This window comes from Candidatus Neomicrothrix sp. (genome assembly GCF_035329545.1).
Lineage (GTDB): Bacteria > Actinomycetota > Acidimicrobiia > Acidimicrobiales > Microtrichaceae > Microthrix > Microthrix subdominans.
Map to the genome: position 1 here is coordinate 14,291 of NZ_DAOLGP010000021.1, position 15,364 is coordinate 29,654.

The following is a 15,364-nucleotide window of genomic DNA, read 5'->3' on the forward strand; positions in this document are numbered from 1 at the left end:
TCGACCGATTCTCGGGAGAACTACGCCAGGCTGGAGAGCACCGCCTCGGCGCAGCGCCGACCGGAGTACAGCGCCCCCTGGATGGACGCGGTGTCGCGGTGGTCGCCGCAGACGAACAGTCCGTCACCCAGAGCGACCCGCTGCTTCGGGGCGAATGGGGGCCGCTGTTCGGGTTGACCGTGAGCGATGGCGTCGGTGCGCAGGTGGGTCCACGAGTCGACTGTCGGACCCCAGATGCTGCGCAGCTGGGCCCGGACGGCGGGCTCGAGGTGGGCGTCATCGACGCCGGGGCAGGCGGCGGAGATCAGTGCCGATCCGGCCGGGCCGTACTCGGGGGCGACGTTGGTCATCACGGCGATGTTGAGGGCGGGGCCGCGTCCGGTTCCGTCCACGACGATGTAGCGGTCCGGGATCGGCGGCGCTGCGGCGCCGAACCACACGCACGATGCCGACTTCGACCCGACCATGGGCAGGCTGAGCAGCGCCGCCGCGCCGGGACCCTCGGCGGCGACGATCACCCGGTCGGCTGCCAGTGCACGGCCATCGACGAGCACCACCTCGCCGGCTCGCACCGCCCCCACTTTGGCGTCGAGGTGGACCGTCCCAGCGGGGAGACCGCTCGCCAGCTGGTTCGGGATTGCCTGCATCCCACCGGCGGGCACTGCAGCCGCTCCGGCGAACAGGCTCTTCAACACCACGTCGAACATGCGTCGGCTGGTCTGAAGCGCCGGATCGAGCTGGATGCCGCCGACGAACGGCCGAAAGAACCCGTCGATCATTCGTTGACTGAAGCCCTCGCCATGCAGCGCTTCGAGTGTGGACACATCGTTCTGGCGCAACAGGTCCGACCCCGAGGTTCGTCCCAGGCGGACCCGCTGGCGCAGCAGCCTGGCCTTGTCGGCGATCGTGCCGATCGGGGCGAGGCCGGTTTTCACCAGAGTGCGGGGCCGACGAATCGGATCACCGACCAGGTGCATCGCGGTGCCGTTCCACACCAGTGCGCCCGGCTCGAAGCGGCGCAACTCGAGGGTGTCGACATCGAACTGCCTCTCCAGCTCCGGATAGGCGGTCAGCAGCACCTGGAAGCCGCGGTCGAGCCGAAACCCGTCGACCAGGTCGGTGCGCACCCGTCCCCCGACGCCATCGGATGCCTCGAGCACGACCACGTTCCGGCCCGCCTGGGTGAGCTGGCGCGCCGCTGCCAGCCCGGCGAGACCTGCGCCGACGATGGCGACCTCGGTCCGTTCGGGCAGCTGATGAGCGGCGCCATGAGCGAGGTCAGACACGTGGGCTCCTTCCGCGCCGGCCGATCCTGCGCCGGGTGCAGACTGCCACGGACGCACCGTCGCTGCCCGAACGAGGTCCGTCGGTGGCAACGAATCGTTCCTGGGCGCAGAATGCCAAGGCGCCGCTGGCTGCTTCGAGTACTTTTCACGAAGGTCGGGCAGGCGGGGACAAGCCTCGCATCCCACGCCAGACCGGGACCGAAACCGAGGCGACTGCAACCATGATCCAAGCTATTGGTGACCTGCTCCCATCGGCGTTGGGCGTAGCGCTCAGCCCAGTCCCGATCATCGCCGTCATCCTTATGCTGGGCACACCCAAGGCCCGCACCACCGGCTCGATGTTCGCCATCGGTTGGATCGCTGGCCTGGTGATCGCCTCCGCCATCGTCCTGGTCCTGACGTCCGGAGCATCGGATCCGGACAGCGCCACATCAACCGGCGTGAACTGGTTCCAGGTGGTGATGGGGGTGCTCTTCCTGCTCCTCGCACTGAAGCAGTGGCGCTCGCGTCCTCAGCCCGGCGAGGAGGCGGAGCTGCCCAAATGGATGGCGACGATCGACACCTTCACGCCTGGCAAGTCGCTCGGGCTCGGCGCGCTGCTCTCCGGGGTGAACCCGAAGAACCTGGCCCTCACCGCCGCAGCGGCCGCCAGCGTCGCTCAGGCCGGGCTGAGCGGTGCCGACACCGTCGTCACGATGGCGGTGTTCGTTGTCATCGGTTCGCTGACGGTCGCTGGACCGGTGGTGTTCTACCTGGTGGCGAGCAAACGCGCCGTCGGCCCGCTCGGCTCGATCAAGGACTTCATGTCGGTGCACAACTCGGCGATCATGATGATCCTGTTGCTCGTGCTGGGCGTCAAGCTGCTTGGGCAGGGCATGGGAGCGCTGGGCGGGTAGCGGTGGACGGCGCATCGCCGCCTCGTTCGACCGGATCGAGCGGTACGTTGGGTCGATGAGGCGGCTCTGGACCCATCGCGACATCGACGCCCCGGCGCCGGTCGTGTGGCAGCTGTTGTGCGACTTGGAGCGGTGGCCGGACTGGGGGCCATCGGTGCGCAGCGCCTCCCTCGACGGCCACACCCTCTCATTGGGTGCGACCGGCACGGTGACCACCGCAGTCGGGGTCGCCCTGAGCTTCACGATCACCGAGTTCGAGGCCAACACCGCCTGGGCTTGGAAGGTCGCCGGCCTGCCGGCGACAGCACACTCGGTGGAGTCGCTCGGCGCCGACCGGTGCCAGGCGGGGTTCGGGGTCCCGCTCGCAGTGGCGCCGTACCTGGCGATCTGCGCGCTGGCGCTGCGCCGCATCGACGAGCTGGCGACCGTCGACGCATCGGGCTCCTGAGCGGGGTCAACCTGTGGGGCCGGGCACCTTGGAGAACCAGGCCACCTGAACGTCAACGGCGGGCGAGTACATGGCATGGGGGCTGCCCTCGGGCCTGGGCAACCCGGCGGCCTCGACGACCGTTTGGTCGATGTCGACTTCGTCGACACGGTGGAGGGGCCAGCGCTGGTGGTCCACCCGGCCGTAGAGCAGTTGGCGTCGCCGACGGGTGAGCAGAGCCCAACGAGCGGACAGAAAGTGTTCCAGGTCGCCGACCTCGTCGTCACCGAGGCGGCTGCCGACACGAAAGGCCAGGTCGGCCTGGGCTTCGGAGCCTCGGGGCCAGCGCCTCACCATCGTGTAGCGCTGGCGGTCGGCGTTGCGCTCGTGGCGCGTCTTCGCCCAGCAGTACGGCAACGCAAAGGCTGCGCGCGCCACTGCGACGATCGGCGAACGGGGCACGTCGAGCGAGAAGAACCACACGCCTCGGCGGCCGAGGGCATCGGTCACGTAGGTGCGGACGTTGATCTCGGTGAAGTCCCCCAACCACGGGATGGGGGGCGTGGGGCCCAGCCGCACCCGGCGCATCTCGAAGGGGATCAGCCCCACCCAGGCCCGTCCGCCAAATGCATCGACAGTGATGCCGGCCGGGAGCAGCCGTTGGACCACCTCGGGCTCGTAGGCCCAATGGAAGTAGGCCAGCTCGGCCCACTGCTGACGCATGATCGTTCGGCCGGTCCAGGGGGGAGGATCGGCAATGACGGGCTCGGGGGTGGCGTGCTCGGCGATCGTCCCAGGGTGCCGCGGTGCGGCGGTGCTGCCTGGTCGAGGCCATCAGCCCCCAAACGGCGTGACTTGGCAACGCAGTGAGCTTCGGATCAACCCTCGGACTGCGAGGCCTCATCCACCTCGGGAAGGCCAAGATGTCTGTGCTCTCGCCGCTCCCGCACGGCGACGTGCATGTCGATCGGCGTGCGGTCGAGGACGCCCTCAACCAGGACCTTGAGGAAGGCCTCTGCCTGGAGATCGGCCGGTACCAGGTCGTTTCGGATGTTCACCTCATCAAACGCCTCCCCGTCAGCCCACTCGGCGAGCACCAGGCAGGTGGTGTCATAGATGTCAGCCTCCTGCTGAAGCTTGCGAAGCATGTCGATGACCCGATCAAGCGTGCCTGCGTCATCGTTGACGGTGGACCTCAGGAGAAAGAGAAAGCCCATGCTGACGAGGGGGTATCGTCCGCGCAGGTTCTTCGCATCCCCGTATGACTCCTCGAAGCGATTCGGAAGGTTGTTACGGAACGACGAAACCATGCTCTTGGTCGAGACGAGCAACTCGGGCCCTCGCGACCATTGGGCCACAAGCACATCGACCTGCTTCACGTAGGCGCGCCCGAGCACCCGCGCATCGGAGGGTGCGATCTGTTTCGCACGAAGAATTCTTGCTTCCGCCTCCGATCGCTGGGAGGCCGGGAGTTCTCGAAGGTAGAGCGCAAGTTCACGCGGCAACACATGGGGTGGAGTGGAACGCGGCCAGACCTCGTCGGCATCAAAACCGGCACGGCGCAACTCGCCGGCCGCCCAAACATCGATTGCTTTCGCCAATCGACCGGACTGAGAGGCACTCCCAGCTGCAATCGGAATGGCGATGAGGTGAGCGAGAGCGTCGTAATCCGGCTGGAAACGGCAGATCCCGTCGACAGACCATGGGTTTGTGTCCGGTCGACCCGCGAGAACACCTTCGAACAACTGGAACAGCTGACTCATGGTCGTCACGGCGCTATGACATCACGGTCGAGCGTCCCAGGTCGGGAGCGTCGCGAAGCCCGTAGGCTTTGGTGGCCGCAGCTGTCGCTTTCGTGCGATCCCGTGTGACGAATGCTGCTGCAAGATCGTGCTTGATCAACGGGTCGATCGATGCCGGATCCGGCACACGGATGCGGCGAAGGTACTGAGCCTGGAATCGGTACGTTCCCCCCCGCATCCGAACGCAGTAGGCACCAACGAAAAGGTTGGTGATGTCGGACAGCAACAGCCCTCCGAGAACTTCAGGGTCCCAGAGGTCGGAGATCACGTAGTACAGGTTGTGGTGCGGGTAGTAAGAGCCGTCGTCGAGGACCGGGTGTGCTGCAGCCTTCAAGTCAGGCATCAGAAGCTTTGGTCGCCCGGTGAGTCGATGATCGATTCGATCGATCGTCCGGTACCACGTGGCCGGGCGCAGTTTGGCGATGTGACGCGCTCGGAGACGGTCCTCATTCTCGTGCAGGTAGGCCGCAAGGCGGGGGTAGCGCCCGAGGTCGACCAAGCCCGAACTTTCCCACGGATCGACCAGGTAGCGACCAGACCAGGTGACCGAACCGCTGGTCGTGTCGGCGGACCGAAGCAGCGGTAGTTGCCGGTCCGGTTCGACCAAATCTGGGTTCGTGGTGATGAATACGTCGTCACATCCGGTTGCAACGCCAATCCCGACGCGTGTTCCGGTTGCCTCGTCCTGTAGGGGAGGAAATCGAGACTCCAAATCGGCAATGAGGGCGAGCTGGCTCGGAGAACCTGTCGGCCAGAGATCCCGTCCCCCAAACCAGCCGTTGACGCAGGTCGCCTCGTAGGAGGGGGCCGCCAAGGTGGTGCGATTGTTGCCGCGCACCCACGAAGCGAGGCGGGGTGCGTGGGGTTCACTGAACTTGGCGTTGGCCTCAACGACAGCGGTCTGGCGCTGCTGTTCGTTTCGGAGGACGATGATGGCCGGATAGGCAGAAACGTCATGCTCAAACGCGTCGACGTCGTGCATGGAAACCACGGTGTCGACCGCATAGTCGGACGTGATGAGCGAACGAAGGTCAGCGCCGTACTGGTTACGCATCCACCGGTCAGCACAGATGAACGACAAGGTGCCACCGGGCTTGAGTAGGTCGAGACCTCGTTCGATGAAACCCACGTAAATGTCTGCCCGACCTCGCATTGTCGGGCAGACCTTTCGATAATCGTCCATCGTTTGTTGCTCGACGTTCTCCAATCGAACATAGGGCGGGTTGCCGATCACGTAGTCGACGCTGGCTCGATCGTGGGGATACAACAAAAAGTCGCCGGTGGTCACCCATCCCCGGACCAGCGTGCCCGCTTCCTCGTCGTCGAGACCGTGTTCGATCAGCAGTTGGGCGACGGCTTTGCGGGCCAGCCTGGCGTTTGCATCGAGGAGATCGAAGGCACTGATGGCAGATCCAAGCGTTCGAAGATCTCGACTATGCGCTGCGCTAGATGCGACCAGTCGCTCCACGATCGGAAGGAGGAATGCGCCGGTGCCACATGACGGTTCGACCAGCGTCTGTGCGCCGAGGTCCTTGTCGGCGGTGAAGCCGACAAGGTCCAGGATGAACTCAACCACCCATCGACGGGTGAATACCTCGCCGTGGTCGACGCCGGGATCTGGGGTGAGCTCAGCGCCGGGCATGGTCTCGCCAAGAAGTGAAAGTTGTCGCGGTTGCAGCATTGGATCCGCCTCTCACGAACATGCGTTCGATGATATCGTAATCCTGAGCAGTGACAATCGGGCTGGTCACGATGCCACCGTACGACTCCACCGCCCACCGTGGATGGACCGGGTCAGGTTCGCTCATGCGAAGTGACGCCGGCTCCGCGTTCGGCATGGATCCGCGCGTGGGCGATGGCCTCGTCCAAGTCGTCGAAAAGGTGCTTCTCGTGGGCAAGGCGGTCGATCGCCCCTACCTCTTGCAGGATCCGAAGATGCTCCGGACGAGGGCCCTTCAACAGCACCGTGACGTTGCGTCGCTCCAGCTCGTCGATGATCTCGCCCAAGGCCTGCGCCCCGGTGGCGTCGAGCATCTGCAGCTCCGGGAGGCGCAGGATCACCACCCGCACCTCGTCGATCGAGGCCAGCTCGCCGAGGAAGCGTTGCACCGCACCGAAGAACAGCGCCCCATCCAGGCGATACGACACGATGTGTTCGGCCCGGAGCGCAGAGGCGGTGTCGGCGTCGAGCAGCGGCAACGGCTCGGCGACGGGCACCGACGTGCGCGCCAGCTGACGCAGCGCCAACACCGCGGCCGCCGCCATTCCCACCTGCACTGCCAGGATCAGATCGAACCCGACGGTCACCACCGCCGTCACCGCCAGGATGACCCCATCAGACCTGGTCGCACGTACGACCGTGGCGACGTTTCCGACGTCGACCATGCGCACGGCCGTCACGATGAGCACCCCCGCAAGGGCGGCCAGCGGGATCTCGGCCACCAGTCCAGACCCGACGAACACGACCGCGATCAGCACCAGCGAGTGGACGATCGAAGCCACCCGGGTGTGGGCACCCGCCTTGACGTTCACCGCGGTGCGGGCGATCGCCCCGGTGGCCGGCACCCCGCCGAACAGCGGCACGATCATGTTGGCCAGGCCCTGGCCGATCAGCTCTCGGTTGGGATCGTGTCGCCCCACCCCGGCCATCCCGTCGGCGACCTTGGCCGACAGCAGGCTCTCCAGCGCAGCCAGAGCCGCCACCGCCAGCACCGCACCGAACAGGTCGGAGACGACTCCGGGGTCGAATGCCGGCAACGAGGGGGTGGGCAGCGACGACGGCAAGGCCCCGATTACGCCGACATCGGCGCCGCCGAGCCGGGCGACGATGGTGGCCGCCACGACGGCGAGGAGCGAGGCGGGTATCCCCCGATGGATGCGGGGTACCCCCACCATGATGGCGACCACCAGTGCGACCAGGCCGAAGGCCCACCACATCCCTCCCCCGCCGATGGCCTCGCCCAGCGCCCGAACCGCGACCGCCGCCGTGTTCTCCCCCTCCGGTTTGGGCACCCCCAGGGCGGCGGGCACTTGCTGCAGGAAGATGATGACGGCGATCCCCAGGGTGAACCCTTCGATCACCGGCCAGGGGATGAACGCCAGGTAGCGGCCGAACTTGGCGGCGCCGGCCGCCACGATCACGGTCCCCGCCAGCAAGCCCACCACGAACACCGCTTCGACGCCGTGGCGGGCCACGATCGGCACCAACACCACCGTCATGGCGCCGGTCGGGCCCGACACCTGCACGCTCGATCCACCAAACACCGCGGCGACCAGCCCCGCGATGATCGCCGTCACCAACCCAGCCTGAGCGCTCAGCCCGGAGGCGATACCGAACGCCAACGCCAGCGGCAGAGCCACAACGCCAACGGTGAACCCGGCGACGATGTCGCCACGCCACGACGTTGAGAGGCCGTCGTAGTCCGACCGCTGGGGCAACAGCTCCCCCAGCCACGACCAGAACGATCGACCGGTGCGGATCCCGTCGCTGGGTCGCACCATCGGCCGGCTCGTGGGCTCCTCGGGCTGACTCATCGGCCGTCCTGATCCTGGGTGAGTCCTTGAAGAAGGTCCCGGGTCTCCTCCAGGTTGGAGATCAACAGCCGGCGGGCGACCGCCAACAGCTCCACCATGAGCGGGTCCTTCAGCGAGTAGAAGACCGTCGTCGCCTCCCGACGGGCGTTGACCAGGCCGGCCCGGCGGAGAATCGCCAGCTGCTGGGACAGGTGCGGGGCCTCGACCTCGACCTCGTCCGCCAGTACTCCCACCGGGTACTCCGCGCCGGCCGCCAGCACCTCGAGCACTCGGACGCGAACCGGATGTGCCAGGGCCTTGAAAAGTTGCGCCTTCACCTCGAATACCGGCGCTCCGGCTTGCTGCTCGGTCCCGATGGGCGTCATAACTGCGTTTCTTTCTATCTGTCAATAAAGCTAGATAAGAGGTTATGCTAACCAGCTGCCCATGCTGTGTCGCCAAACCACGCCCGATCCGGGTCTCGGTCGACAAAGCTCAGCCCGAGCAGAACGCCGAGGGAGATCCCGATCATCGACGTCAACGTGGTGGCCAGGGTGGTCAGGCCGTTCGAGCCGAGCGGGCCGAGCAGCATCGTGACCCCCTGCAGGCCGAGCGACCCGGGGACCAGAATCCTGAACGCGGGCAGGAAGATCACCAGCGGGCTTGGTGCGGACGAGTGCCGGGTGGCGAGCGCCGCGAAGGGGGTCAACGCGACCGCTCCGAAGAACGACGAGAGGGCACCGCCGAAGAAAAGGGCTCCGAGCACCTGAGCCGCATAAGCCAGGTAGAGCATGCCGAGCAACCACCAGCGCGACGAGCGGAGCCCACCGTTGTACCAAATGATGCCGATGCCGAATACGGCGACGCCCACCCACGGTGCGATCGTGCCGATGATGCTCGACGCCTCGCCGGTTGAAAGACCGCTTCCTTCGACGCCGACCAACTGAGCGCCGGCGACGATGCCGAACCCAAGTAGCACGAGTTGCATGATCCCGGAGGCCACCCGCGACGAGCCGGCAACCAAGTGGCCGGTGAGGAGTTCGATCACTCCCATCGTGAGCTTGGTTCCCTGCATCAGCATCACCAGCGGAGCTATCAACGCAGGGACGACCCGAAAATCGCTGATGAAATGGACTGCGGTAAACACCCCTATCGAGGCGGTCAGCGCCGCGACCAGAGGCTGGAGCGAGACGTACCACGAAGCGGTGATGCCCCGGGTCAACACGAACACCGAGCCGATGAGGGCACCCAGGGCGCCACCGACGAGGAGTTCCTTCCAGGTGCCATGCAAGAGAAGCACGAGGCCGATCGTCGCCAGGATGTAGCCGCCCACCCTCACCTTGGGCGTGAACTGCGGGTCGGACTGCTGAATCCGTTCCAACTCCGCCCGAGCCTCATCGACGGTCATCGAAGTGCGCGTGACGCGTTGGATCAGGTTGGTGACGTCGTCCATCTGGTCAAGCCGCAACGGTGTGGTCTCGGCGGCGGCAGCCTCGGTGTGGACACTGTTTTCGTTGGGAATCGACAGCACCAACGAGGTAGGGAACACGATGGTTCCGAGGTTGTCGATGCCGTAACGGTTGGCCACCCGCTCCAAGGTGGATGCAACCATCGAAACCGCGACTCCCGACCTGATGAGAACCCGGCCCAACTCCAGCAAAAGGTCGAGGGTTCTGACGTTGAGTTGCGCCACGGTCTCATCCGCGTCTGGGGGTGTGGTCGCGGGTCGGAGATGATCCGGCGCTTCCTCGGCGACGATGGGTCCGTCAGGCTGACGCCGCAGGATCACCCGAGTGGCGACGCCGATGACGAGCAGGACGAACACGGCCAACAGGATCGAGCCGATGGGGACGTTGGAGCTCCGAACCTGGGCCGGCCGGCTGGTTCTGCTGCTCCCATCGTCCTCGCCGTCTTCCTTGTCTGCGTCTGCGCCCGCGTCGTCCCGGCCCGGTACCTCGTCTCGGTCCGGTTCGCCGTCTGCGCCTGCGCCGTCCCGCCCTGGCTCCTCCTCTGGGTTCGATTCCTCGGGGCCGGGCTCCGTCATCGTCGGGGGTGCGCTGGTGGGCGCCGTGCTCGGCGGTTGTCCGGTCGTCGACGGTTGGCTCGCCCCCGGCATGGTCGTCGGTACTTCACCCGTCGACGTCTCGCGTGTCGGTGGGTCGGTGTCCGGTGTCCCGTCCACCTGTGGTGCGCCCGCCGGAGTGTCCTCTCCCCTGGAAGCGCCGTCGTTGGTCGGCTCCTGGCGCTCCGAGGTCGTCGGGGTGCTGCCGTCGGGCTGGTCCACCTGTTCGTCGGGCTGCCGGTAGCTCCACTCCCCGGTCGAACCGTTGGACCCCACCGGGCTGCCGTGATGGCCGGAGCCGGCAGCGGTGAGCACTTGGACGAACGCCAGCGCCAGCGATGCAACGATGAGGATGCGAACACCCCGGCTGCAGCCCCTCAAGGCGAACGCGCCCAGCTCTCGGCGGGGCTGTCATCGGCCGAGCGCATGTCTCCAAACCACGCCTGATCCGGGTCTCGGCCGATGAACGCCAGCCCCACCAGGATGCCGAGGGAGACCCCGATCATCGATATCAGCGTGGTGACGAGGGTGCTTGCGGCGTTCGAGCCGAGCGGACCGAGCAGCATCGATACCCCCTGCAGGCCGAGCGCACCGGGGACGAGCATCCAGAACGCTGGGAAGAAGGTCACCAGCGGGCTTGCTCCCGATGCCTGTCGGGACGCGAGAACAGCGACGGGGGTCATCGCTACCGCTCCGAAGAACGCCGAGAGCGCCCCGCCGAAGAAGAGGGCACCGAGCACCTGGCCCGCGTAGGCGACGTAGAGCACGGCCATCATCCACCAGCGCGACGAGCGCCGCACGCCGTTAAACCAGACGACACCGACACTCATCACGGCAATGCCCACCCATGGGGCGATCATGCCAAGCATGCTGGAAGCCTCGCCGGTTCGCAGGCCTTCACCGGGGACGCCGACCAATTGCGCGCCCGCGACGATGCCCAGGGCGAGCAGCACGAGTTGCATCAGTCCTGAGGCGACGCGAGCCGTACCGGCGACCAGGTGGCCGGTGACGAGCTCGATTACACCCATCGTCAGCTTTGACCCGGGGAGCATCGTCACCAGCGGGGCCACCAATGCGGGTACCACCCGGAAATCGCCGATGAGGTGAGCTGCGGTGAACGCAGCGATCGAAGACGCCAGCGCCGCGACCAGCGGTTGGAACGGGACGTACCACGAGGCGGTGATGTGGCGGGTTGCCACGAGGGCCAGCCCGACGGCGGCGCCCACCGCCCCGCCGACGAGGAGTTCCTTCCAGGTGCCGTTCAAGATGAGCACGAGGCCGACCGTCGTCAGGAAGTAGCCAGCCACCCTCAGCGACGGCGAGAACGGGGGGTTGGACCGCTGGATTCGTCGCAGTTCCGCCTGAGCCTGCTCGACTGAGATCGAGGTGTGTGTCAGGCACCGGACCAGGTTGGTGACGTCGGCCATCTGGTCGAGCCGCAGCGGCGCTGGGTCGACGGCCCCAGCCTCGGTATGCACCTCACCCCCGCCGGGAATCGAGAGGACGAGCGAGGTTGGGAAGATGATGGTGCCAAGGTCGTCGATGCCGTGAAGTACGGCCACCCTTCTCAAGGTGGACTCGACCATCGAGACGGCGACCCCCGTGCTGATGAGGACCCGCCCCAGCTCGAGCAGGAGGGCGAGGGTCTGAACGTCGGGCGGCGGTGCTGCCTCATCGTCGTCCTGGGGCTCGGCGACGACCAGAAGATCATCGGCCGCTCCATCGCCGGCGGCTCTGCCATCAGCCGGCCGGCGCTGGTTGAGTACCCGGGCCACGACGCCGATGACGACCAGGACGAGCACCGCCAACAGTATCGAGCTGATCGGTATCGTCGACCTCTTAACCTGGGCCGGCCGGCTCCGTCGTGTGCGGCCGTCGTCGGGGGCCGGAAGCTCTCGGTCGGTTTGATCTTCGCCGGGTTGTGTCGTCGGAGCGTCGGTTGTCGGAGCTTCCTCGGTGGCGGGTGCTTCGGTGGTGCGTGCGATGCTCGACGGAGGAGAGGTCGATGGTGCAGCGGTCGTCGGGGCATCGGTCGCCGGGACGCTTGAGGGTGCCCCGTCAGATGGTGTGCTCATCGGTGGGGCGCTTGCCCCGGGCTGCACGTCTGTTGTCGTCGGCCGGGATTCCACCGTCGTGGCAGCGCCGTCTGGCTGCCCCTCGTCGTTGATGGGCTGGCCCCGGGTTGTTGAAGTCTCGTCGGTCTGGAGCGATTCCACGGGGCGGCCGTGTTGGACCGAGGCTGCGGCAGGCAACAACAACACCAACATCAGCGCCATCGGAGCGCCGAGGGCGACGCAAAGCCGTCGAGGCCACTCTGCCTGGTTCCTATCCATCGCCATGTCGAGCATCGTAGGTACACGGCGAGCCCGGTTTGGCAGTCGCCTGCGTGCCGCTGCTGCCGTGCGCCGACCCGCCAGAAGGATCCGGCGACTTCAGCCGTTGTTACAGTGCGCTATGCCCGAACCTGCCAAAGCTACGGCCGAACGTTCGGCTTGGCACGATAACATGCGTCTGGTCGCCATGTTTATTGTGGTCGCCGGGCACTGGGGAATCGGACGTGGAGCGTTCCCGGGAACTTCGTCCAACATTTCGTTTGTGATTTATATCTTTCACATGCCACTGTTCATTATGCTGGCCGGGCGGTTTGTTCGACCTCGAGCGTCTTTTGACGCTACATTCCGAAAGGGTTGGGGTCAACTCCTCGTGCCCTTCGCGTTCTTCTTTCTCGTTGATCTGTTTGTTTTGAGCAAGGTGAGCGGGCCTCCGTTCGTAGCATTCGGACACCTGCCATACGGCCTGTGGTTCTTGGTCTCCCTTTTCTTCTGGCGTCTCATGGTGGTGCCCGTTGGTCGCTGGCGATCGTTTGATCGACTCGTGTGGCCACTGGCGCTGTTGGGTCTGGTCCTCAGCGGACTGCTGCCCAACTGGTGGTCGCTTGTTCGCACGTTTGCCTTTTTCCCAGCGTTCCTGTTCGGCATGCTGGTTCTGCCCCGCTTGGAACCTCACCTGCGTCGTCCTTGGGTTCGCGTCGCTTCCGCTGTGCTCCTCGTCGCCACCGTGGTGGTCGTGTGGCCGCGAGCCCAGCAGTACAACTATCTCTGGCTGCATCAGTCGCGAAGTTACGACGAGCTTGGTCGGGACTTCGTCAGTGGCGCCGGTCTTCGTCTACTCGTCGCAGCAGCCGGAATCGTGGTTGCTTTGGCAGTCGTTTCGCTCGTACCTACCCGGCGGGTCGGGTCTTTGTCAGGCCTTGGTCGGTTCACGTTGTACGCCTACTTGCTTCATCTGCCGGTCACCGAGTTCATCATCTACTGGTTGATCCCGCGAACCGATTCCAACGCAGCGGTGTCGGTCTCGGTGAGTCTCGCAATTATCCCGTTTGTACTCGTGGTGATGACTCGACCGGTGCGCCGATTGACTCAGCCCTTGGTTGAGCCTGTCGAGTTTGCAAAATCGGTGCCGGTGCCATAGCCGGGCCGCTCACGGCGTCTCGACAGAGGCGATGTGGCCGTCGGCCAGCCGGAGCAGCCGGTCGGAGCGCTCGTTGAGCCGTGGATCGTGGCTGGCGGCCAGCAAGGTCAGCCCCGTCCGGGCGCGGAGGTCGTCGAACAGGTCGAGCACCAACGCCGCCGAATCGTCATCGAGGCTGCCGGTCGGTTCGTCGGCGAGCAGCAGAGCGGGCTCGTTGGCCAAGGCTCGGGCCACCGCAACCCGCTGCCGTTCGCCCCCGGACATCGTCGGAGGTTTCGAACCAGCGCGGTGTGCGAGACCGACGGTCGCCAACAGCTCCTCGGCCCTGCGGGCGCGTTCGCGGTGGCCGAGACCGGTTCCGAACATAGCGATGGCAACGTTCTGGCGCGAGGTCAGCCGGGGGATGAGGTTGTGCAGCTGGAACACGAGGCCGATCTGGTTGCGGCGGTACTCGGTGAGCCGGTGCAGGTGGACCAGGTCGTGACCGGCGACCCGGATCGTGCCGGTGTCCGGGCGATCCAACGCAGCGAGCAGGTGCAACAGGGTGGTCTTACCCGAGCCCGACGGTCCAGAGATCGCCACGAACTCCCCCGCCTTGATGTCGAAGGACACGCCGTCGATCACGCGGTCATTGCCGAAGGTGCGGACCAGATCGCGAACGGTTACCAGCGGCTCTCCGCCGTGATCGCCGTCGACCTCGGAGTGCCAGTCCTTATTCACGACGCATCGCCTCCACCGGAGAGAGGAACGCAGCTCGAAGCGCAGGGTAGATCGCTCCGAGGAAAGCCACGCCGATGGCGAACACCAGCGACCTGGTGAAGATCGAAGCCGTGTAGATCGGGTGGAAAACACCCCTCAGCTCCGGGAGATTTTGCAGCAGGTTGATCGCCACCCAGCCAAGGAAAACGCCGATGGTGGCGCCGACGAGGCTGACGATCAGCGACTCGCCGAGGACGAGCGACACGATCCGTCGTCGGGTCCACCCGATGGATCGGAGCACGCCGAACTCTCTGATGCGTTCGAAGAATGACAGGAGGGAGGTGTTCAACACGCCGGTGATGGCGATCACCGCTGCGAGGATGGATCCGCCGGTGTTTCCCGCCGAAATCAACACCAAGGTGTTGTCCACCCGCCCGAAGTCGGTTTCGCTGTTCACCGTGGCCAACTGGGGGAACTTCGTGTCGATCGACTTGCGGACCTGCGCAGAGCTGGCCCCCGGGGCCAGCTTGACGAACCCCAGTGTCACCTGGCCGGCTGCCTGGTAGCGGCCCTGCAGCGCCGCCAGCGGGAACATCATCGTGGAGTTGCCGTACGAGACGCCGTTGGTCCGGTACAGGCCGGTCACGCGGTACTGATGGCCGTCCATCGTCAGGGTGTCGCCGGTCTTTTTGTCGATCGATTCGGCCAGTGTGTAGCCCAACATGACCTCGGTTTCGCTTTGGGCGGCGTAGGAGCGTCCTTCGAGAACGACGACCCCGAATCGCTTTTGGGCATCGGGTGCGAGGCCGACCTGGACAACGGTGGGGTGGCCGGCGTCGTACTTATCGAGCTCGATGAGGGCACCGATGGAATCCTCGACGCCGTCAACCTTGGCGATGGAGGCGATGTCGTCGCTGGAGATCAGCGAGTTCAGCAGGCTGTCGGTGTGCTTCTGGGCGATGGTGAAGTCGGCGTTGCCCGCTTTCAGGAATCCCGTGGCCGACTGCTCCAGGCTGGACGTCAGCGTCCCGAGCGCGACCACGGCCATGACGCCGATCGCCACCGCCCCAGCGGTGAGGGCGGCCCGCATTCGACGGGCGCTCACGTTGTGCCACACAAGCCCGATGAAGGTCATAGACGTACCTCTTTGTGACACCTTACCCATTGGCGGGCCGCCCCAAGCCGATAGGGAGAGTTGTAGGAAACCG

Annotated in this window: 13 protein-coding genes; 3 read left to right on the forward strand and 10 right to left on the reverse strand. The window is 65.8% G+C overall.

The features are described 5' to 3' along the window. Window positions 1-20 precede the first annotated feature (20 nt). Window positions 21-1,286 carry an NAD(P)/FAD-dependent oxidoreductase gene (locus PKD89_RS12235; protein WP_289010134.1) on the reverse strand — a complete coding sequence of 422 codons (1,266 nt, stop codon included), beginning with the start codon at window positions 1,284-1,286 and terminating at the stop codon, window positions 21-23. Between the two features lie 221 nt (window positions 1,287-1,507). Between PKD89_RS12235 and PKD89_RS12240 the strand changes: the two genes are divergently transcribed. Continuing rightward, a complete protein-coding gene (locus tag PKD89_RS12240; RefSeq protein WP_289010133.1) occupies window positions 1,508-2,182 on the forward strand; it encodes a GAP family protein in 675 nt (224 codons plus the stop codon). Window positions 2,183-2,237: 55 nt separating this feature from the next. Beyond that, complete coding sequence (locus tag PKD89_RS12245; protein WP_289010132.1) at window positions 2,238-2,630, forward strand: SRPBCC family protein; 393 nt, start codon at window positions 2,238-2,240, stop codon at window positions 2,628-2,630. Between the two features lie 6 nt (window positions 2,631-2,636). On the opposite strand, the gene PKD89_RS12250 is transcribed toward PKD89_RS12245, so the two are convergent. The 7 genes from PKD89_RS12250 to PKD89_RS12280 form a co-directional block, all read right to left on the reverse strand. Beyond that, entirely contained in the window at window positions 2,637-3,332 is a 696-nt protein-coding gene (locus PKD89_RS12250) for a YqjF family protein (RefSeq protein WP_289010131.1), read from the reverse strand. A 155-nt stretch (window positions 3,333-3,487) separates the two neighbouring features. Next, a complete protein-coding gene (locus PKD89_RS12255) occupies window positions 3,488-4,372 on the reverse strand; it encodes a hypothetical protein (RefSeq protein ID WP_289010130.1) in 885 nt (294 codons plus the stop codon). A gap of 13 nt (window positions 4,373-4,385) precedes the next feature. After that, window positions 4,386-6,092: an Eco57I restriction-modification methylase domain-containing protein gene (locus tag PKD89_RS12260; RefSeq protein WP_289010129.1), complete on the reverse strand. Its 1,707-nt coding sequence runs from the start codon at window positions 6,090-6,092 to the stop codon at window positions 4,386-4,388. A gap of 113 nt (window positions 6,093-6,205) precedes the next feature. Beyond that, a complete protein-coding gene (locus PKD89_RS12265) occupies window positions 6,206-7,945 on the reverse strand; it encodes a SulP family inorganic anion transporter (protein WP_289010128.1) in 1,740 nt (579 codons plus the stop codon). After that, complete coding sequence (locus PKD89_RS12270; protein ID WP_287379196.1) at window positions 7,942-8,310, reverse strand: metalloregulator ArsR/SmtB family transcription factor; 369 nt, start codon at window positions 8,308-8,310, stop codon at window positions 7,942-7,944. Before PKD89_RS12270 ends, PKD89_RS12265 begins: the two co-directional genes overlap by 4 nt. Window positions 8,311-8,357: 47 nt before the next feature. Continuing rightward, window positions 8,358-10,367 (reverse strand): threonine/serine exporter family protein, encoded by a 2,010-nt coding sequence (locus tag PKD89_RS12275; protein ID WP_289010127.1) that lies wholly within the window; start codon window positions 10,365-10,367, stop codon window positions 8,358-8,360. Then, window positions 10,364-11,788, reverse strand: a complete 1,425-nt coding sequence (locus PKD89_RS12280) for a threonine/serine ThrE exporter family protein (RefSeq protein WP_289010126.1) — start codon at window positions 11,786-11,788, stop codon at window positions 10,364-10,366. Before PKD89_RS12280 ends, PKD89_RS12275 begins: the two co-directional genes overlap by 4 nt. Before the next feature lie 652 nt (window positions 11,789-12,440). Between PKD89_RS12280 and PKD89_RS12285 the strand changes: the two genes are divergently transcribed. Further along, window positions 12,441-13,457, forward strand: coding sequence for an acyltransferase family protein (locus tag PKD89_RS12285; RefSeq protein WP_289010125.1), 1,017 nt, complete (start codon window positions 12,441-12,443; stop codon window positions 13,455-13,457). Window positions 13,458-13,466: 9 nt separating this feature from the next. On the opposite strand, the gene PKD89_RS12290 is transcribed toward PKD89_RS12285, so the two are convergent. Both PKD89_RS12290 and PKD89_RS12295 read right to left on the reverse strand, forming a co-directional pair. Further along, on the reverse strand, window positions 13,467-14,177 hold the full coding sequence (locus PKD89_RS12290; protein WP_287393016.1) for an ABC transporter ATP-binding protein: 711 nt from the start codon (window positions 14,175-14,177) through the stop codon (window positions 13,467-13,469). Next, window positions 14,170-15,291, reverse strand: coding sequence for an ABC transporter permease (locus PKD89_RS12295; protein WP_289010124.1), 1,122 nt, complete (start codon window positions 15,289-15,291; stop codon window positions 14,170-14,172). The genes PKD89_RS12290 and PKD89_RS12295 overlap by 8 nt, the downstream gene beginning before the upstream one ends. Window positions 15,292-15,364 lie beyond the last annotated feature (73 nt).